Origin of the sequence: Pseudomonas sp. ITEM 17296, assembly GCF_028895205.1 — a bacterium.
GTDB lineage: Bacteria > Pseudomonadota > Gammaproteobacteria > Pseudomonadales > Pseudomonadaceae > Aquipseudomonas > Aquipseudomonas kermanshahensis.
This window is the reverse complement of the sequence record NZ_WJRS01000006.1, coordinates 48,604-67,570: the sequence shown is the minus strand read 5'-3', so window position 1 is coordinate 67,570 and position 18,967 is coordinate 48,604. Positions and strand designations below refer to the sequence as shown.

15 protein-coding genes and 1 pseudogene are annotated in these 18,967 nt (G+C 62.4%); 8 read left to right on the top strand and 8 right to left on the bottom strand.

The genetic code is table 11. The features are described from left to right. Window positions 1-2: 2 nt before the first annotated feature. From GIB19_RS09225 to GIB19_RS09215, 3 genes are all read left to right on the top strand, one after another. Window positions 3-1,139, top strand: coding sequence for a hybrid-cluster NAD(P)-dependent oxidoreductase (locus GIB19_RS09225; RefSeq protein WP_274885272.1), 1,137 nt, complete (start codon window positions 3-5; stop codon window positions 1,137-1,139). A 72-nt stretch (window positions 1,140-1,211) separates the two neighbouring features. Further along, entirely contained in the window at window positions 1,212-2,849 is a 1,638-nt protein-coding gene (locus GIB19_RS09220) for a BCCT family transporter (RefSeq protein ID WP_274885271.1), read from the top strand. 198 nt (window positions 2,850-3,047) lie between these two features. After that, entirely contained in the window at window positions 3,048-4,013 is a 966-nt protein-coding gene (locus GIB19_RS09215; protein ID WP_027593346.1) for an endonuclease, read from the top strand. An 18-nt stretch (window positions 4,014-4,031) separates the two neighbouring features. On the opposite strand, the gene GIB19_RS09210 is transcribed toward GIB19_RS09215, so the two are convergent. The 8 genes and pseudogenes from GIB19_RS09210 to GIB19_RS09175 form a co-directional block, all read right to left on the bottom strand. Further along, window positions 4,032-5,006, bottom strand: coding sequence for a 2-hydroxyacid dehydrogenase (locus GIB19_RS09210; protein WP_085272905.1), 975 nt, complete (start codon window positions 5,004-5,006; stop codon window positions 4,032-4,034). 37 nt (window positions 5,007-5,043) lie between these two features. Next, a pseudogene (locus GIB19_RS09205) lies at window positions 5,044-6,310 on the bottom strand (MFS transporter); the annotation flags it as partial. Between the two features lie 53 nt (window positions 6,311-6,363). Continuing rightward, the gene (locus GIB19_RS09200; protein ID WP_274885269.1) at window positions 6,364-7,314 is read right to left on the bottom strand and encodes a sugar kinase; all 951 of its coding nucleotides are present in this window, start codon (window positions 7,312-7,314) and stop codon (window positions 6,364-6,366) included. Beyond that, a complete protein-coding gene (locus GIB19_RS09195) occupies window positions 7,307-8,086 on the bottom strand; it encodes a sugar phosphate isomerase/epimerase family protein (RefSeq protein WP_274885268.1) in 780 nt (259 codons plus the stop codon). Before GIB19_RS09195 ends, GIB19_RS09200 begins: the two co-directional genes overlap by 8 nt. Window positions 8,087-8,149: 63 nt before the next feature. Continuing rightward, on the bottom strand, window positions 8,150-9,172 hold the full coding sequence (locus tag GIB19_RS09190; RefSeq protein WP_085272906.1) for a LacI family DNA-binding transcriptional regulator: 1,023 nt from the start codon (window positions 9,170-9,172) through the stop codon (window positions 8,150-8,152). Between the two features lie 557 nt (window positions 9,173-9,729). Then, window positions 9,730-11,022 carry a cytochrome c gene (locus tag GIB19_RS09185; protein WP_274885267.1) on the bottom strand — a complete coding sequence of 431 codons (1,293 nt, stop codon included), beginning with the start codon at window positions 11,020-11,022 and terminating at the stop codon, window positions 9,730-9,732. Window positions 11,023-11,034: 12 nt separating this feature from the next. Continuing rightward, complete coding sequence (locus GIB19_RS09180) at window positions 11,035-12,819, bottom strand: GMC family oxidoreductase (protein ID WP_238213912.1); 1,785 nt, start codon at window positions 12,817-12,819, stop codon at window positions 11,035-11,037. Window positions 12,820-12,822: 3 nt separating this feature from the next. After that, the gene (locus GIB19_RS09175) at window positions 12,823-13,563 is read right to left on the bottom strand and encodes a gluconate 2-dehydrogenase subunit 3 family protein (protein ID WP_027593354.1); all 741 of its coding nucleotides are present in this window, start codon (window positions 13,561-13,563) and stop codon (window positions 12,823-12,825) included. 314 nt (window positions 13,564-13,877) lie between these two features. On the opposite strand from GIB19_RS09175, the gene pmrG reads away from it, so the two are divergent. The 5 genes from pmrG (at window position 13,878) to GIB19_RS09150 (ending at window position 18,956) form a co-directional block, all read left to right on the top strand. After that, on the top strand, window positions 13,878-14,567 hold the full coding sequence (gene pmrG, locus GIB19_RS09170) for a lipopolysaccharide core heptose(II)-phosphate phosphatase PmrG (protein ID WP_274885265.1): 690 nt from the start codon (window positions 13,878-13,880) through the stop codon (window positions 14,565-14,567). A gap of 2 nt (window positions 14,568-14,569) precedes the next feature. After that, on the top strand, window positions 14,570-15,448 hold the full coding sequence (locus GIB19_RS09165; RefSeq protein ID WP_258704086.1) for a phosphatase PAP2 family protein: 879 nt from the start codon (window positions 14,570-14,572) through the stop codon (window positions 15,446-15,448). A gap of 207 nt (window positions 15,449-15,655) precedes the next feature. Next, window positions 15,656-15,868: a hypothetical protein gene (locus tag GIB19_RS09160; protein ID WP_274885264.1), complete on the top strand. Its 213-nt coding sequence runs from the start codon at window positions 15,656-15,658 to the stop codon at window positions 15,866-15,868. A 50-nt stretch (window positions 15,869-15,918) separates the two neighbouring features. Further along, the gene (locus GIB19_RS09155) at window positions 15,919-18,078 is read left to right on the top strand and encodes a type VI secretion system Vgr family protein (protein ID WP_274885263.1); all 2,160 of its coding nucleotides are present in this window, start codon (window positions 15,919-15,921) and stop codon (window positions 18,076-18,078) included. Then, on the top strand, window positions 18,078-18,956 hold the full coding sequence (locus GIB19_RS09150; protein WP_274885262.1) for a DUF4123 domain-containing protein: 879 nt from the start codon (window positions 18,078-18,080) through the stop codon (window positions 18,954-18,956). Before GIB19_RS09155 ends, GIB19_RS09150 begins: the two co-directional genes overlap by 1 nt. The last annotated feature ends 11 nt before the right edge of the window (window positions 18,957-18,967 follow it).

Sequence of the window (18,967 nt, the reverse complement as noted above, 5' to 3'; positions counted from 1 at the left end):
AGATGACCGTGCTCGAGAACATTGCCCAGAACATTGCCGGCCTGCGTGCCGACCAGCGCTTCACCGACACCGACCACTGGGCCGCCCATGGTGCCCAGTGGGCCAGCGGTGAAAGCAAACGCATCGAATGCCTTCACGTCGTGGACGAGACCCACGACGTGAAGACCTTCACCTTCCACAGCCCAGACTACCCGGCGCTTGCCTATGAACCGGGCCAGTTCCTCACTGTGTCGCCTGTGATTGCGGGGGCCAGCGTGTCGCGTTGCTACACCCTGTCCTCGACACCGACCCGGCCGTTCACCTTTGCCATCACGGTCAAGCGGGTGCCGGGCGGCATGGTGTCCAACTGGTTGCACGATAACCTGCGCCCTGGCCACGCCCTGGCCGCCTCTGGCCCCGCGGGCGTCTTTACCCCAGTGGCGGGCCCTGCGCGCAAATTGCTGTACCTGTCGGCCGGCTCCGGCGTCACCCCGCTGATGGCGATGACTCGCGCCGCCGCCGACCTGCACGCCGACCTGGACATCGTCTTCGTGCACAGTGCGCGTACGCCTAAAGACATCATCTTCCGCGATGAACTGGCGCGCCTCGAACGCTCCATGCCAGGGCTGCGGACGCTGTTCTTCTGCGAAGGCGCTGGCGACGAGCCCGACTGGGACGGCCCGATCGGGCGCCTGTCGCTGGACGCTCTGCAGCGCCAGATCCCCGACTTCAAGGAGCGGGCGGTGTTCACCTGCGGGCCTAAGGGCTACATGGAGGCGACCAAAGCCTTGTTGGCGGGCGCTGGTTTCGACTTGGCCCGCTACCACCAGGAAAGCTTCGACATCAACGCCGAAGCCGAGCCGGCAGCCGCCCCCGCCGCCCCCGGCCAGGCCCTGGACAGCTTCACCGTGCGCCTTGCCCGCTCTGGCAAGGAATTCACCATGAGCGCCGACCAGACCGTACTGGCCGCTGCCAAAAAAGCCGGTGCCGTAGTCCCCTCCTCGTGCAGCCAAGGTGTATGCGGTACCTGCAAGACCGCGGTATTGCAGGGCAGCGTCGAGATGAAGCACAACGGCGGCATTCGCCAGCGTGAAATCGACAAAGGCCTGCGGCTGCTGTGCTGCAGCCGCCCGACGTCGGACCTGGTGATCGACCTCTGACATTCGACAAGGACGCCCTGTTACTGGGGCGTCCTTTTTTGCCGTCTTGAGAAAATAAAAAGGATATGGACGATGCGTGCAAAACAAGGCCTTTTCAAAGGCCTGAACCCTATTGTAACGGTAGGGTCGATCTCAATCGTGGTGGCGTTCGTGGTGCTCTGCGCCTCACACGGCGACCAAGCCGCGGGTGTATTCAAAGGCGCGTCGGACGCCATTCTTGACCACCTCAAGTGGTTTTACCTGGCGCTGGTCAGCGCCATCCTCGGCTTACTGGTGTACATCGCCTTCAGCCGCTATGGCACCCTCAAGCTCGGGCGCCCCGACGAAAAACCCGAGTTCAGTTTTGCCGCCTGGATCGCCATGCTGTTCAGCGCGGGCATGGGCGTTGGGCTGATCTTCTGGTCGGTTGCCGAGCCGGTGCTGCACTACGCCAGCAACCCGTTCACACCGGGGCTCACCGACCAGGCCGCGTCCATGGCCATGCGCATTACCCTGTTGCACTGGGGCCTGCACCCTTGGGCGATCTTCACCGTGATCGGCCTGGGCCTGGCCTACTTCGCCTACCGTGAAGGGCTGCCGCTGGCGCTGCGCTCGATCCTCTACCCGATCATCGGCAACCGCATCTACGGGCCGATTGGCCATACGGTTGACATCATTGGTGGCGCGGTCACTGCATTCGGGGTGTCGCAATCGCTGGGGTTGGGCGTCGAGCAGATCAACATGGGCATGCATCAGGTGTTCGGCACGCCAGTCACACTGTCGTTCAAGCTGAGCATCATCGCCGTCGTTACCGTGATCGCCTCGATCTCGCTAGTGGCCGGTGTATCGCGCGGCATGAAGCGCCTGTCGACGCTGAACATGTGGATTTCCCTGGGGCTGATGCTGGTGGTGCTGGCCCTGGGCCCAACCCATTACATCATGAACCTGCTGTTCGAGTCGGCGGGCGACTACGCGCAGAACATCATCGGCATGAGTTTCTGGACCGACGCCCAGGCCGACAGCAGTTGGCAGAAGAGCTGGACCGCTTTCTATTGGCCGTGGTGGATGACCTGGGGGCCGTTCGTTGGCCTGTTCATTGCCCGTATTTCCCGGGGCCGGACCATCCGCGAACTGGTATTTGGCGCGTTGCTGGTACCGACCTTGGTGACTATTTTGTGGATAGCCGTGTTCGGCGGGGCCGCGCTGAAGGATGAGCAGCAAGTGCGCCACGCCTATCAAGCATTGCCGGTCGCCGAGCAGGCAGCGGCTGGCGCGTTCCAGGGTGGCCCGATTCTGGAAGCCACGCGCAAGGAAACCACCACGGCCATGTTCACCTTGCTCGACCGCCTCGACGGCCCGACGCTGGGTGCAATCCTCAGCGTGATCATCTGCCTGCTGCTGGCCGTGCATTTCGTCACTGCGGCCGATGCCGGGACCCAGGTGCTGTGCATGCTCAACTCGCTGGGCAGCATTGACCCGCCCAACTGGATACGCGTGCTGTGGTGTGTGCTGGAGGGCGCCATCGCGGCCAGCCTGGTGATTGCCGGCGGCTTGCTGGCGATTCAGATGGCCAGCATCGTGGTCGGCCTGCCGATTGCGTTCTACATGCTGCTGACCGGGTACAGCCTGATGCGCAGCTTGTTTGCCAGTGATGCGGTGATTACTGGACCGGCGCCGGTGCATGCGGGCGCAGAAACCCCACGGCCTGCCAACGAACTGGCAGCTAGCTGACGTCATCGCATTGTAGGAGCAGCCTTGTGCTGCGAAGAGGCCGGTACAGACCACAGTATTTTGTCTCTGGTACTGGCCTCTTCGCAGCACAAGGCTGCTCCTACCAGGACCGCGCTTGACCGGAGGGGGATTCAATCCAAATCAATAGGTTAGATTTCGATTAGAATGCAGTTCCTTAACTGAGACCTGCTGCCCCCCATGAAAAAACTGCTTTATGCCGTATCGCTCCTGCTCGCCGTCAACCTCCCCGCCTTCGCCAACCCGCCTTCCACCTTCACCGAAGCCAAGGTCGTCGCCAAGCAAAAGGTCTACCTGGACCAGGCAAGCAGCGCCATGGGCGACCTGTATTGCGGCTGCAAATGGACCTGGGTGGGCAAGTCAGGTGGGCGCATCGATGCTGCCTCCTGCGGTTATGAAACCCGCAAACAGCAAAACCGCGCCGAGCGTACCGAGTGGGAACACATCGTGCCGGCCTACACCTTCGGCAATCAGCGCCAATGCTGGAAAAACGGCGGCCGCGAGCATTGTGTCGATGACGACCCGGTCTTCCGCGCGATGGAAGCCGACCTGTTCAACCTCTACCCGGCCGTGGGCGAAGTCAACGGTGACCGCAGCAACTTCAACTACGGCATGGTCGCTGGCAACGCCGGGCAATACGGCCAGTGCTCGACCAAGGTCGATTTCGTGCAGCGCGCCGCCGAGCCGCGTGACGAAGTGAAGGGCCTGGTTGCCCGTACCACCTTCTACATGTTCGACCGCTACAAGCTGAGCATGTCGCGTCAACAGCAGCAACTGCTGATGGCCTGGGACAAACAGCACCCCGTCTCGGCCTGGGAAAAAGAACGTGACCGGCGCATCGCCGCCATCATGGGGCACGCCAACCCGTTCGTGACGGGCGAACGCAAATGGACAGCCGACTACAAGCCTGCTGGCAGTGGCGTGGTGCAAGCCATGCCGGCCAAACCGGTCAGCGAAGCGGCCAAGCCCAGCCTGGCCAGCACTGCAGCAACAGGCGCTGTGCTCGGCAACCGCAACAGCCATGTCTATCACCTGGCCAATGGCTGCCCGGGCTACACCCAGGTGGCTTCGAAGAACCAGGTGATGTTCGGCTCCGAGGGCGAGGCGCAAGCGGCCGGCTACCGCAAGGCGGGCAACTGCCGGTAACCGCTGCGCTTCGGTGCATCAACGCCCGGCTGTTGGGTTCACCAGGTTTGCCGGGCGCTCACCGGCCAGCGCGCTGAGCAGGTTGTCTACCGCACAGCGCGCCATGGCCTCACGGGTATCGTGGGTGGCCGAACCGATGTGCGGGGTCGCCACCACGTTGTCCAGTTGCAGCAGCGGCGAATCACTGGGCAACGGCTCCTGGACGAACACATCCAGGCCCGCACCGCGGATGCGTTTCTCCCGCAAGGCCTCGATCAGCGCGGCTTCGTCCACCACACGCCCACGCGCAATGTTCACCAGCATTGCCTCAGGCTTCATCAGGGCAAGCTCACGCGCGCCGATCAAGCCCTCGGTGGCGGCACTCAGCGGCACGGTCAGGCAGACGAAATCGGCCTGTTGCAGAAGGTCGTCAAGGCTGCAATGGCGGGCGTCGTAACGGGCCTCCACCGCAGGCTTGGCGCGTGGGCTGTGGTAAAGCACACGCATGCCAAAACCGGCCGCGCCGCGCCGGGCCAACGCTTCGCCAATGCGCCCCATGCCAATGATGCCCAAGGTCTTGCCGTGCACATCCGTGCCGAAGTGCGCAGGCCCAAGGTTGGCTTGCCACTGGCCGTCACGCACCCAGCCCGCCAGCTCCACGACCCGACGCGCACTGGCCAGGATCAAGGCAAAGCCGGTGTCGGCAGTGGTTTCGGTCAGGACATCGGGCGTGTTGGTGAGCATCACGCCACGCCGGGTCAGGTCGGCGATGTCGTAGTTGTCCACGCCTACCGACACGCTGGCGACCACCTCCAGTTGCGGGGCCAGGTCCAGCAGGCTGCTGTCCAAGCGCAGGCTGGCACCCAGCAGCCCTTGAGCGCCCGGCAACGCATCGCGCAGGCGGGCAAGGCCATCGGGCCCGGCCGTGTCCACCCAGGTCACGTCAACCTGTTGCTGCAGGCGCGCCATCAACGTGTCGGACAGGCGCTTGTAAAGGACGATTCGCTTCTTCATAGCAGGATTTCCTAGTGGCTCGTGGCCAGATGAGAGCCGCCGCGCTTGGCCCGGCCAGTGGTGTGTGAGGTTTTAAGCGCCGCCGTGAGCGCGACTGCCGTCAGCAGTGCACCGCACATGAACAGGTACGAGGCGCCCGGCCCGCCGGTGGCGCCATTGAGGTAACCGACTAGCCACGAGCCGCCGAACGAACCCAGCGCGCCCATGCTGTTGATCAAGGCCATGGCGCCACCGGCGACGTTGCTGGGCAGGATCTCCGGCACGATGGCGAAAAACGGCCCATAGGGCGCATACATGCAGGCGCCGGCAACCACCAGCAATGCGTAGGACAACCAGAAGTGCTCACTGCCCAAGGCATAGGAGCCATAGAACGCCAGCGCCGCAATCAACAGGGGCGGCCAGACGAAGCGCTTGCGCTTCTGCAAGCGGTCCGACGCCCAGGACACCCCGACCATGGCCAGCACCGCCGCCAGATAGGGCACCGACGACAACCAGCCGGCCTGGACGATGTCGACGTTGGCCGCCTGTTTCAGAATCGACGGCAGCCAGAGCACGAAGCCGTACACGCCGATGCTCCAGCAGAAGTACTGCATCGACAGGATGATCACCTGAGGCGAGCGGAACGCTTCGCGGTAGTTCTTCACCGGTTTGATGCCCTGTTGTTCTGCTGCCAGGGCGTTTTCCAGATCGGTCTTTTCCTGCTCGCTAAGCCACTTGACCTGAGCCGGGCGGTCGTCCACCAGGCGCCACCAGAAGAACGCCCAGATCACCGCAGGCAGGCCCTCGATGATGAACATCCAGCGCCAGTCGTAGTGCTTGATGAGGTAGCCCGACACCACCGACATCCACAGGATGGTCACCGGGTTGCCGAGCATCAGGAAGGTGTTGGCCCGGGACCGTTCGGCACGGGTGAACCAATGGCAGAGGTACACCAGCATCGCCGGCATCACCGCGGCTTCGACCACGCCAAGCAGGAAGCGGATGCCGATCAGCATGTACACATTGCTGATCATGCCAGTCAGGGTGGCCAGGCCGCCCCAGAGGATCAGGCTGACGAAGATCAGCTTCTTGACGCTGCGTTTTTCGGCGTAGATGGCCCCAGGTACCTGGAAGAAAAAGTAACCAAGGAAAAACAGCGCCCCCAGTAACGACGACAGCACCGGGGTGATTTTAAGGTCGTCGGCCATGCCGGACGCTGCCGCGAACCCATAGTTGGCACGGTCCAGGTAGGCCAGGCTGTAGGTGATGAACACGATTGGGATGATGTACCACCAACGGCGACGCGCGAGACTTGTCGTTTGCATCATGTGTACTCCTGAGCTTTTTGTTTTTGTCGCAACAGGTAGGGGCCAGGCGTTCAGGCGCTTATGCGCAGGTCATGGGTTTCGAGTTCGTGACGCAGCGGCAAACCTTCCATGTCGCCGCGCGACTGCACGGCGCGGCTGCCACACCAGTTGCCACGCGCCACCGCCTCGTGCAGTTCACGGCCTTCGAGCAGCGCACTGAGCACGCCGACAGCAAAGGCATCACCCGCACCGACGGTGTCCACCACCTTGGCCACCGGCACCGGGGCTACCTGGCCATCGCCTTTGGCGGTGCGAAAATACGCGCCTTCGTCCCCCAGCTTGATCACCACCAACTCCACCCCTTTGTCGAGGTAGAACGCGGCGATGTCCGCCGGTGCGTGCTGGCCGGTCAGCAGGCGGCCTTCTTCAAGCCCCGGCAGTACCCAGTCAGCCTTGACTGCCAGGGCGTTGATCTCGTGGATCATGTGCGTGCGGTCCGGCCACAGCGATGGACGCAGGTTAGGGTCAAAGGAAATGCTGCGCCCGGCAGCGCGCATGCCATCCACCAATGCATGCGACAAGGCCCTGCACTCGGCTGAAAGCGCCAGCGGAATGCCGGTGGCATGCAGGTGGCGGGCCTGCAGCCAATGTGGGCGGATCAATGCCGGGGACAAACGGCGCGCCGCTGAATGGCTGCGAAAGTATTCCACTGCCGGGTCACTGCCATCATCGCAGCGGGCTTTGAGCTGAAAACCGGTGGGGTGTTGCGGGTCGACTTCAACGTCACTGCAGTCCAGGCCTTCCCGGCGCAGGCTGTCGAGGACGAAACGCCCAAGAGAATCGTCGCCCACCCGGCTCAGCCAGCGGACCTTGAAGCCCAGCCGCGACAGGCCGATGGCAACGTTGCTGTCGGCACCGGCGATGCGTTTGCCGAACTGCCCGACATGCGCCAGGTCCCCCACCTGCTCGGCGACGAACATGGCCATGGTTTCGCCGAAGCACAGCACGTCATGCTCATGCATGGCTGACCTCCTCGGCCAGGCCCAGCGCGGACAACGCCACTACCTGGGCACGGGTCAGCGTGAGCAAGTCGTCGGCGGCCAACGGGTATTCCACGGCACGCACCACGCCGGGCGTGAACGCGGCCAGCAAGGCATCCCACGCTTGCAGATCGTCAGCCTGCGGCGGCACGGCGACCAGTCGCCCACCGGGCTGGCGCTCGACCGCCTTGCAGTGCACATAGCGCACCCAATGCCCCAGTTGGCGAGCCGCTTGCTGCACAGGCTCGCCCTGCCATTGCCAGTTACCGATGTCGAACGTCATGCCCAGCGCCAGCCCAAGGTCATCGGCGCGCTGGAAGAACGTGAGCAGCGGCGCGATGCGCCCGCCTTGCTCGGTCTGGTCGTTCTCGACCAACAGCTGGGGGCCATCGTCAGGCAACAGCGAGCGTAAGGCCGCCACATCGCAGGTGTCATCGAAATGCCCCAGCGATACCTTCAGGGCCACCGCGCCCATCGCGCGGGCCAGCGCCAGTTTCTGCGTCAGGCGTGGGTCTGGCAGGCCCTGCGCCGTCCACAGTTCAAGGGGCGTGGAATACAGGCATTCGAGCCTCAACGCGGTGACGGCGGCGGCCAGTGCGTGGGTGTCCGGCGCGCTTTCGAACAGCTCTTCACGAAATTCGACACGGGTTACGCCAGCAGCGGCCAGCATGCCCAGAAAATGCGCCTGTCCGCGCTGCCGTACCAAGCTGGCACCGTAGCTGGAGAGGCTGATGGAAACGGGGTTCGAGCGCATTGTTATTGTCCTTATGAAACCGGTTTCATTTTTATGCACGTCAAGCCGCAACGTGCCTTTCGTTCAGTCGCGTGAGTGGGTTGAACCTCGGATGATCAGGTCGGCCTTGAAGTCGATGCGCCGTGGCGCCCCGCGTTCGCCGCGCAGGCGGCCCAGCAGGCACTCGAATGCCGCCACGCCGATGCGCTCGGTGGGTTGGGCCAATGCCGTGATGCCGCTGCCGACCAAGGGGTACCAGTCCAGTTCGTCGAGGGCGATCAGGCCAACGTCGTCGAACAAGCCGCAGCCGGCGTCGTGCAGGGTTCGGGTGACGGCCAGCGTCGCCACACCGTTGAAGGTGAAGATTGCTTGAGGGCCATGACCGCTGGCCGAAAGAAATGAAGCCAGGCCGGCGTGAAGGTCGGGGCTGACTTCCAGCACCTGTTGACGCATGCCCGGGCGCCGGTTGATGGAAGCGCCGAACGCCTGTACTCGCTCTTGGCGCGAACTGGTGCCATCGAGCGGTTCGGTTACCGCCAGAATGTCGCGGTAGCCTTGCGCCTGCAGGTGATCCAGGGCCTGTTCGACGGCGTCGGCATTGTCCAGGCCGACCAGGTCGACATTGAGTTCAGGCAGTTGGCGGTCCACCAGCACCATGGGCATGTCGCGCTGCAGGTTCAGCAGTTCGCCGGGATGATGGCCGAGGGTGTTCACGATCAGGCCCTCGACGTTGTAGGACTGCAGGGCCACCAGGTGATGGCGCTCTTGATCGTCGTCGCGGTTGGTGTTGCACACCACCAGGCTGTAGCCGTGTTGGCGGCAGGCGGTTTCGACGCCGTGCATCACCGCCACCGAATAGGGGTTGAGGATGTCTGCCACCAGCATGCCAATCAGCCGGGTCTGGCCGCGTTTGAGGCCCCTGGCCATTTGGTTGGGGCGATAGCCGAGGCGCTCGATGACTTCTTCCAGGCGCTTGGCGGTCGCCTCGGCCAGCAACTGGCGATCGCCACCGATATAGCGCGAGACGGTGGCCTTGGACACACCGGCCACACGGGCTACTTCGCTGATGGTCACCCGCTCGCGGGCATTGGCAGGCATATCGGTCATGGGTGTCCCTTGTGATTATTGTCGGTGACAGGCTATGAAACCGGTTTCAATACACCAAAACCGGCGCGTTTCGTCACCTACCGTTCGTCGGCAAGTTTACACGTTCCCGGTAGGAGCAGCCTTGTGCTGCGAAGAGGCCAGTACCAACCACGAATTTCTGTGGTCTGGACCGGCCTCTTCGCAGCACAAGGCTGCTCCTACAGGGGGCGTGCAAGTGCTGAATTTTGCGCAATATTAGTCGCTCGTTACCTGCCCAAGGTCATCCCCAGAGGTGTGTTTCACGACATCGCCCGCTTCACCCCAGCTGGCTGCTCCTACAGGGGGGTGCATGCTCTGAATTTTGCGCAGTATTAGTGGCTCGTTACTTGCCCAAGGACATCCCCAGAGGTGTGTTTCACGACATCGCTCGCCTCACCCCAGCTGGCGCGAAGGTAGGAGCAGCCTTGTGCTGCGAAGAGGCCGGTATAAGCCACGAATTTCTGTGGTCTGGACCGGCCTCTTCGCAGCACAAGGCTGCTCCTACAGGGGGGCGTGCAAGCACTGAATTTTGCGCAGTATTAGTGGCTCGTTACCTGCCCAAGGTCATCCCCAGAGGTGTGTTTCAGGTCATCCGTGCGCAGCTTGGCGACATCACCCGCCTTCACCGCCCCGCCCTGGTTGCCCCAGCTGGTGCGAATGAAGCTCACCACATCAGCGACCTCCTGATCGCTCAGGCGCCAGCCAAACGCCGGCATGGTGAAGTTCGATGGGGCGGTGTGCGTCGCAGGCACCGTGCCACCGGCCAGCACCACATGGATCAGCGAGGTAGCATCGGCGGTCTGCACCACCGGGTTACCAGCCAGTGCCGGGAACACGCGGCTATAGCCATGGCCATCGGTGCGGTGGCACGCGGCACAGTTGTCGATGTATACCGACGCGCCGCGCTTGCTGTCATCGCCGTTCCACAGCGCCTCGGCGACCTGCTTGTCATACGCATGCGGCTGGTCATCGGGGTTGCTGGGCGGCAGCGTTTTCAGGTACCGGGCAATGGCCGTCAGGTCAGCCTCGCTCATGTACTGCATGCTGTGCTCGACCACATCGCTCATGCCACCGAACACCGCACTGCGGTCGCTTCGGCCGGTCTTGAGAAACTGCACCAGCTGCGCTTCGCTCCAGCTGCCCAGGCCATCCTTGTGATCACCGCGCAGGCTCTTGGCAATCCAGCCTTCAAGCGGGGCGCTGCCTGCCAGAAACTGCTCGCCATCCTGCGGGCTCAGTGCCTTTTCCTGCATGGTCAGGGCGCGCGGGGTATGGCATGCGCCACAGTGCCCCAGCCCTTCGACCAGATAAGCACCGCGGTTGACGACCGGGTCGGCGGCAGCCGAGGCCTGCCAGGCCTTCACCTGCGGTGCGAACAACCCCCGCCAGATCGCCAGCGGCCAGCGCATGCTCAACGGCCAGGGGATGTCCGTCGCCTTGTTCGGCTGCGCCACCGGCTCGACGCCCTGCATGAAGTAGGCATACAACGCGCGCATGTCGTCATCGCTGACGCGTGCATACGAGGGATACGGCATGGCCGGGTACAGCGTGCTGCCGTCCTTGCCGACGCCATGGCGCACGGCCTGGTCGAAGTCTTCGAAGCTGTAGTTGCCGATGCCGCTGGCATCAGGGGTGATATTGGTCGAGTACACCGTGCCGATGGGGGTTTCCATGGGCAGCCCGCCGGCGAATGGCTTGCCGCCTTTGGCCGTGTGGCAGGCCACGCAGTCGCCCGCGCGCGCCAGGTACTCGCCTTGCTTGACCAACGCGCTGTCCGCCTGGGCTGAAAGGCTTGCACCGCACAGGATCGTTGCGATCAACATTGTCTTCATGCTCATCGCTCCTCAAGCCTGAACCAGTGGGCCAGGGTTTTTCAGGTACTGCTCACGGATCGCCCGTGCAGACCAGTACGTCAATGCCGCGACCAAACCGGTCGGGTTGTAACCCAACCCCTGCGGGAATGCCGACGCCCCCGGGACGAAAACGTTGTGGACGTCCCAGCTCTGCAGATAGCGGTTAAGCGCACTGGTCTTGGGGTCAGTGCCCATGATTGCGCCACCGTTGAGGTGGGTGGTCTGGTAGCTGGCAGTGTTGAAGTGTTCCTTGACCTTTTTGCCCAACACAGCAATGGACTTCGGGTTCATCGCCTGGGCGATCTTGCTGAGCTTGTCGACCATGAACTGGTTCATCTTGATGTCGTTTTCCTGCCAGTCGAAGGTCATGCGCAGCAACGGCTGGCCAAAGGCGTCCCGGTAGGTCGGGTCCAGGTCCAGGTAGTTGCCACGGTACGACTGGTGCGCGCCATGCGCGTCCATCGAAACCTGGTGGGTGTAGTAGTCGGCTGTGGCCTTCTTCCAGGCGCTGCCCCAGGTGGGCGTGCCGGGCGGGTTGGCGATACCGGCGATCGGGCGGCTGCCCGCCTGGTTGACCCACATGGGTGAACCACCGACAAAACCGTGCGGGCCGTGATCGAAGTTGTCAGCGTTGAAATCATCGATCGCAATGCCGTTACCGCCAGCACCGATGAAGTTGTTGGTGTAGGTGTCCTTGTCGAAGAACGCCTTGACCGTGCCCATGTTCTGGTACGCGAAGTTGCGCCCGACAACGCCTTCGTTCTTGACCGGGTCATAAGGCTTGCCGATGCCGGACAGCAGCATCAGGCGCACGTTGTTGAACTGGAAGGCTGCGAGAATCACCAGGTCCGCCGGTTGCTCCACCTCTCGGCCTTGGGCGTCGATGTAGGTCACGCCCGTGGCTTTGCGCTTGCTGTCATCCAGGTTCACGCGCAGCACATGGGCATTGGCGCGCAGCTCGAAATTCGGCACCTGGCGCAGTGCGGGCAGGATGTTCACGTTGGGCGAGGCTTTGGAGTACATGTAGCACACGTAGCCGCTGCAGAAGCCGCAGAAGTTGCACGGCCCCATTTGCGCGCCGTACGGGTTGGTGTAAGGGCCCGACGTGTTGGCCGAAGGCAGGTTGTACGGCTTGTAGCCGAGGCTGGTGGCGGCCTTCTCGAACAGTTTTGCCGACACCACATTTTTTTGTGCGGGCAGCGGGAACGGGTTGGAGCGATCAGGCGCATAGGGGTTGCCGCCCTTCCCTTCACCCACCACCGTGCCGTTCACGGTCCAGGCCTGGCCCGAGGTGCCGAACACCTTCTCGGCAAAATCGAAGTACGGCTCAAGCTCTTGGTAGGTGACGCCGAAGTCCTGGATGGTCATGCCTTCAGGGATGAACGCCTTGCCGTAGCGTTCTTCGTAATGGCTGCGCATGCGCAGCTCGATCGGGTCTACCCGAAAATGCACGCCGGACCAGTGCAAGCCCGCACCGCCCACGCCCTTGCCTGGCAAGAAGGCGCCCAACTGACGGTTGGGCAGCGCAACGTCGTTGACGCTGTGACGGATAGTGACGGTCTCTTTCGACACATCGACGAACAGCTTCTTGCGCACGCTGTAGGTCAGCTCATCGATCACCTGCGGGTAGCTGCCCTCAGGGTAGGTGTCCTGCATTGGCCCGCGCTCCAGGGCGACCACCTGCAGCCCCGCCTCGGTCAATTCCTTGGCCATGATCGCGCCGGCCCAGCCGAAGCCTACGATCACGGCGTCTACTTTCTTCAACACATTCGCCATGCTTCAGGCCCTCTCGCCACGGATCGACACTGCCGGGAACGGGTAAGGCTCGTTGCGCTCGACCCAGTCCATGAAGTCTGCCCGTGCACCGGGGAAGCCGATCTGGGTCCAGCCCACCATGCCTTTGTTGCCACCGTGAATCGGGTCGCAGAAGAACCCCTCGCGGGTGTTCTGTACCAGCAAGCTGAAAAACAGCTTGGCCGGCAGCGCGTCGAACACCAGCTCACCGGCTTCAACCTTGGCGAGAATGCGGTCTCGGGTAGCGCTATCTTGCGCAGCAAACACTTGGCCCGAGTTGGCTTTGCACCAGCCGTCCACGGCAGCGATGCCTAGCCGGTAGATCTGTTGCGGGCTGAGTTGCAGCTGGTAGCCCAATTCTGGTGGGGCGTCGGCGTTGAACGGCCCCTGCATGTACCACTGGGCGCCAGTGGCATAGGGGGTATTCATCTGGCGGTCGATGAACTCGGCGGCACCCGCTTCGAGCGCACCTGGGCCCAGTTCGTCCGCAGGGATGATGCGGGCAACGGCCGCTTGCACGAAGGCCCATTCTTCGGCGGTGAAAAAGGTTGGCTGATAATCGCCCGCAGGCGCAGCGACAGGCACCTTGGGCTCACGCACAGGTTCGGCCAACAGTTGGCTGGCACCCAGGCCCAGCCCGGTGCTGGCCACGGTGGCGACCGGTATCAAGGTCAAGGTCTTGCGCAGGAATTCCCGGCGCGGATTGTCTGGGGCATGCTCAGGCATTTCAAATCCTCATCAGCGGTAGGGGCGGCCTTGGTTTGCGCCATCTGATTTTTCAATGGGGTACTCGCGCAAGCGGGCGCGTGTAGAAGACAGCCGAATAATCTAGCGCGTTCAGAAATGTTTTGAAACCGGTTTCATTCTTGACTTTTTTAATGCTCCTTAAGCGCTAAGCCGCCGGCATGGGCATACCCAGCAAGACAATTTTCACATCTGCCTCACTTACTGCTGACATCCGCCTGCCTAAAGTGCGCGCACTCTCAAAGGATCCGAGCCTCAGGTTCGCTTCCGTTGCCCGTGCTCACTGGAGTGACAGCATGCTGCATGGCGTCATCGACACCCCGCCGGCCCTTAAACTCGCCCGGCCCTACCGATTGCCCCGCGCCAAAGCGCTGCTGGTGGCGATGTGCGTATCGCTCGCGCTGGTGGCTCTCGCTGCCTGGGCAACCGCACGCCCCGCCCTTGCAGACCTTGGCAACCCGCATACGCTGCACAGCAGCGGCTTGCACAGCGCCTGGTCCAAGGGCTCAGTCATCGTGGTAATTCGTCACGCCGAACGCTGCGACCGCTCACGCGGTGCCTGCCTGGACGACCCCACTGGTATTACCCTGGCGGGCAGCCGGGTAGCCGCCGACGTCGGCCAAGGCCTGCAACGCCTTGGCCTGCTCAGCACCGATGTGTGGGCCAGTCCGGAAGTGCGCACTCGGCAGACCGCGCAGTTCATGTTCGGCAAAGCCATCACCACCCAGGACTGGCTCAACCAGTGTGACCACACCTTCGCCAGCAATGCCTTCGCCCATAAGCAACCCGGCCGCAACCTGGTGCTGGTCAGCCACAGTGGCTGCCTGGAGCAGGTGGAGCGCCAGCTCAACGTCGACACTGACGCGGATTCCAACCGCTACGCCAGCGCGCTGTTCATCACCCAGGGCGAAGATGGCAAGGCCCGCGTGCTGGGCCAGATGGATGCCAGCCAGTGGCGCAAACTCGCTGATGCCCGGGAAATCTGACCATGCCTGTACCTTCACGCGCCGCCTTCTACCGCAACAACCTGCTGCTACCGCTGCTGCTGGCGGGCATCGTCTTCGTCGCCTTTGACCTGACCGAACTCGACCGCTGGATCAGCAACCTGCTGATCGATCCGGCCACCGGTCAATTTCCGCTGTTGCACAATCAATGGTTCGAAAAGGTCACCCACAAGTGGCCACGGGTATTACCGAATTGGACCGGTGAACTGGCCGTGATCGGCTCGCTGCTGTCGTTCGCCTGGCCGCGCCTGGCCAATCACCCGCAATGGGGCCTTACGCGGTGGCTGGAAACCGCCCGAATCGCGCCAGTATTGCGCTTCACGACCCACCACCGTCGCGACTTGTTGTTCGTAGTGGTCGCCTTCGCGCTGTGCACCACGGTCATCCACTACCTGAAAAGCCATACCAGCGTGTACTGCCCGGTGGAAACGACGCTGTACGGCGGCCAGCAGGCGCGGGTCGAGTGGTTCGAGCACTTCACCTGGCTGGACAAGGCCGGCGATGGCCGATGCTGGCCAGGCGGTCATGCGTCCAGTGGTTTCACCTTGCTGGCCCTGTACTTCGTAGCGCTACGCCACCGCTGGATGCATGCGCGCAAGCTGCTGGTGGCGATCCTGTTGCTGGGGTTCGTCTACGGCACCACCCGCGTGCTGCAAGGCTGGCACTACATGTCCCACACCTTCTGGGCAGGGCTGTTCGTCTGGTTCACCACCTGGGCCACTGCCTTGCTGTTCTACGGCCGCCTGGCCTTGCAGGCGCCAAATCACAGCCCTGCAAGCCATTGTTCCCCAGCCCATTCGATCAGCTCACTACCCTTGCAAGCCCAGCTTTGCGCCGAGCAAGAGCCGAATCGAGATGCTTGAACACACCCTTCGCCCTTGTTTACCTGCAACCAATTGTTTCTTAACAGAATAGAAATCGAACTTTCCTACACGTTTTTAGGACGCTCAGTACTCACCCATGAATTGATTCCTCGTTAGTGTTCAGGCTTCAGCTAAATGCTTGCGTCTGGCCACACGGTCGGCCCATGCCCAGTGCATACGCTGCCTGCCCAAACACGAGGACCAGGAATGTTCAGTGAGCCCGATGGCACTGGTAAAACAGTGCCCACCAACCAGCCAATCCTGCTTGAAGACGCGCGTGGGGAGCAGCCGTCGCATAGCCGTCCACCACGTGAAAGCCCCCCACTGCGCAAGCTGTCGGCAATACCCTGGAGCCCGCAGGTACTCTCCGTCATCCCCGCCGAAGTTCTCGAGTCGCTCAACGTCATCTTGCAGCAGTAGCGGGCAAGTGCTCGTCATGACCGTACTCAGGCACTTTTGGGGGAATCCGCATGCCTAGCCAATCCGATTTGCGCTTTACCTTCCAGCCGCTGGTTGGCCAGGTTGAGTTTGAAGTGGTTTCGTTCGAGCTCGACGAAGCGATCAGCACACCCTTCCAGTTAAACCTGGAGCTGGTCAGTTACCAAGACGATGTCGATTTTGGCCAACTGCTCGACAAACCGGTGCTGTTCACCCTCTGGCGGGGAGACCAGCCACTGCGCTACATACACGGCCTGGTCAGCACCTTCAGCCAAGGTGAGACAAGCATTCACCGTACGCGTTACCGCGCCTTGGTCGAACCCACGCTGGCGCGTGCCGGGCTGCGCTCGAACTGGCGCATCTTCCAGAACAAAACCGCCCCGCAGATTCTTGAGCTCATGCTCAAGCGCCAAGGCATCCTTCATTTTGAGCTGCACAGCTGCGGTGACCATGCGGTACGGGAGTTCTGCGTGCAGGCCGGTGAAACCGACCTGGACTTCATCGCCCGCCTGGCGGCCGAAGAAGGCTTTATCTACCGTTTCGAGCACACACCCAAACACCACATGCTGGTCATTACTGATCGGTTGCTTTCGCTGGGGCAGATCAGCCGAGGGGGCAACAAGACCGGTGATGACGATGACATCGACCCCAACTTAGTGCTGTACCACGCCAATAGTGGGGGCGCTCAGGCAAAGCCTTGTCTACGCCGCCTACGCTATAGCGAGCAGGTGCGCACTGCACGACAGGTGCAACGCGACTATACGTTCACCAACCCGGAATACCGCCAAGAACACCGCGCAGAAGCGAGTGGCGTGACGCACCAATCCACCGCGTACGAGCGCTTCGACTACCCCGGCCGCTACAAGCGTGATGCGGTCGGCGTGCCCTTCACCGCCACCCGGATCACCGCGCTGCGCCATGATGCCCGCATTGCCGAAGTGCAAGGCGATGACATGCGCCTGCAACCGGGGCTGAGCTTCACCCTGATCGGGCACCCGCGGCCAGACTTGAACGATCACTGGCGTGTGGTCAACGTGCACCACGAAGGTACCCAGTTCACCAGCCTGCAAGAGGAAGCCGCCAGCGCCAGGCAAGGCACGCGCTACACGCAAGACGCCGTGCTGGTGCCAGGCAAAGCCGAATGGCGCCCGGCGCCGTTGGCCAAGCCACGCATCGACGGCCCGCACATGGCCACCGTCGTCGGTCCAATTGGCGAGGAGATTTATTGCGACCAATGGGGCCGGGTCAAGGTCAGCTTCCCTTGGGACAGGGAGAGCGAAAACAATGAATTCAGCTCCTGCTGGGTGCGGGTGTCGCAAGGCTGGGCCGGTGGCAGCTGGGGCTCGATGGCCATCCCGCGTATTGGCCAGGACGTGATCATCCAGTACGTCAACGCCGACCCGGACCAGCCGATGATCACCGGCCGCACCTACTGCGGCAATCAGCTGCCCCCGTACGACCTGCCCGAGCACAAGACGCGCATGACCATCAAGAGCCAGACCCACAAGGGCGATGGCTTCAACGAACTGCGTTTCGAGGACGAACTGGGTCGCCAGGAGGTGTTCATCCATGCAGAAAGGGACCAGAACAACGTTGTAAAGCATAACGAAACGACGCAGGTCGGCAACGATCGCGCCGAACGGGTCGAACGTGACGAAACGGTTTCGATTGGCCAGGACCGCCGGGAAGACGTCGGCCGGGACGAGTCCGTCAGCATCGGCCAAAATCGGATTCACGACATCGGCAATGACAACAGCTTGAAGATTGGCCGGACGCACACGATCGTCACCGGCCAGGACCGCATCGAGACGGTTGGCAACCAGCGCCAGGACATTACCAAAGCCAACCACACGGTAGACATTGGTGGCCACCTCGAACAGGTGGTGGGCGGTCATCACCTATTGCAGAGCGGCGAAGCCATCCGGCACACCACCAAGGTTTATGACATACAGGTCAGCGAGAGCCTCACGATCCGGAGCCCAGGCGGGCTGCTACGAATCGATGGGGCCGGTGTCACGCTGGACGGTGTGGCAGTGGCCTTCAAAGGGCCGATCCACCAGCAGGCAAAGGGCAGCCAACGCACAACCTCGACTGCTGGCATTCCTGAGCCCGGCGAGCCCGTTTGCCTCAGTTGTTTGCGGAAAGCGATCACAAACGGCCACACCATGATCCGTATGGCGGGAGCACACTGATGCCCAGCCCATTCGTCAGAGCACTGGTCAAGGCCCTGCGAGTATCCGACCGGTATCGCCTGAGCGCGGTTGTGGAAATGGCCGATCTTTCACCGAAGGCTCGGGAAAACCTGCTCGAGTATTACTCGCAGCGCTGCTGGCCACTGTTACAGCAAGCCCAATTCAGCAATTTGCGGGCAGTGGGCCCCTGGCTGTTCGGCTCGCGTCCCGGCTCCGATGTTTCAGCCCAGTACGACTTTAAATGGCAGCTCGAACAAGGTGCAGAGGGCGCGGTATGTGGCTGGATAATCAGCGCATTGCCACCTGCCGAACTCGCGCTGCATTTGAGCCAGGCCAACATCGTCACAGGCGCAGATGGCCATTCGTACCTTCTGCGTTACCACACCGCTGCTGCACTGCAAGCGCTCGATAGCCACCGTCACTTGCCTGGGGTGAGCGAATGGTTGGCGCCCATCTATCACTGGTGGGCACCTGTAGCACATCCACACAAAACGCTGTGGTTGCAAATAGCGGGCGGCGACCAACCTCACGCTGCGCACGTCACGCCGATCACACTGGACGAAGATTGCTGGGCAGCATTGGCCGGCGACCCGCTGAGCTACCAACTTGCCGAGGTACTGAAGGACGTTCAGCACTGCCCAACCTTGGCGGGTGCCTGCCACGGCACGCGCGTCGGCCTGATCCAGCATTACCTCGACCAGGCACGCGAGCAAGGCCTGGCCCGTGAGGAGGATCTGATCACCTATGTACTGATGATGGCTCGCGACGGTGATCAGCTCAACACCTCACCGGCCTGGCAGGAGGCAATCATCGCCACCCGCGAACAGCACACCGCCCTTATCGACAACGTGCAGCGACGCCTGCGCACAAAGGACTAAAACACACGCCC

What these genes read in the sequence shown, in the direction of transcription:
- GIB19_RS09225 (WP_274885272.1), top strand. Translation starts at nt 3, where the DNA reads ATGACCGTGCTCGAGAACATTGCCCAGAACATTGCCGGCCTGCGTGCC.
- GIB19_RS09220 (WP_274885271.1), top strand. Translation starts at nt 1,212, where the DNA reads ATGCGTGCAAAACAAGGCCTTTTCAAAGGCCTGAACCCTATTGTAACG.
- GIB19_RS09215 (WP_027593346.1), top strand. Translation starts at nt 3,048, where the DNA reads ATGAAAAAACTGCTTTATGCCGTATCGCTCCTGCTCGCCGTCAACCTC.
- GIB19_RS09210 (WP_085272905.1), bottom strand. Translation starts at nt 5,006, where the DNA reads ATGAAGAAGCGAATCGTCCTTTACAAGCGCCTGTCCGACACGTTGATG.
- GIB19_RS09200 (WP_274885269.1), bottom strand. Translation starts at nt 7,314, where the DNA reads ATGCATGAGCATGACGTGCTGTGCTTCGGCGAAACCATGGCCATGTTC.
- GIB19_RS09195 (WP_274885268.1), bottom strand. Translation starts at nt 8,086, where the DNA reads ATGCGCTCGAACCCCGTTTCCATCAGCCTCTCCAGCTACGGTGCCAGC.
- GIB19_RS09190 (WP_085272906.1), bottom strand. Translation starts at nt 9,172, where the DNA reads ATGACCGATATGCCTGCCAATGCCCGCGAGCGGGTGACCATCAGCGAA.
- GIB19_RS09185 (WP_274885267.1), bottom strand. Translation starts at nt 11,022, where the DNA reads ATGAAGACAATGTTGATCGCAACGATCCTGTGCGGTGCAAGCCTTTCA.
- GIB19_RS09180 (WP_238213912.1), bottom strand. Translation starts at nt 12,819, where the DNA reads ATGGCGAATGTGTTGAAGAAAGTAGACGCCGTGATCGTAGGCTTCGGC.
- GIB19_RS09175 (WP_027593354.1), bottom strand. Translation starts at nt 13,563, where the DNA reads ATGCCTGAGCATGCCCCAGACAATCCGCGCCGGGAATTCCTGCGCAAG.
- pmrG (WP_274885265.1), top strand. Translation starts at nt 13,878, where the DNA reads ATGCTGCATGGCGTCATCGACACCCCGCCGGCCCTTAAACTCGCCCGG.
- GIB19_RS09165 (WP_258704086.1), top strand. Translation starts at nt 14,570, where the DNA reads ATGCCTGTACCTTCACGCGCCGCCTTCTACCGCAACAACCTGCTGCTA.
- GIB19_RS09160 (WP_274885264.1), top strand. Translation starts at nt 15,656, where the DNA reads ATGTTCAGTGAGCCCGATGGCACTGGTAAAACAGTGCCCACCAACCAG.
- GIB19_RS09155 (WP_274885263.1), top strand. Translation starts at nt 15,919, where the DNA reads ATGCCTAGCCAATCCGATTTGCGCTTTACCTTCCAGCCGCTGGTTGGC.
- GIB19_RS09150 (WP_274885262.1), top strand. Translation starts at nt 18,078, where the DNA reads ATGCCCAGCCCATTCGTCAGAGCACTGGTCAAGGCCCTGCGAGTATCC.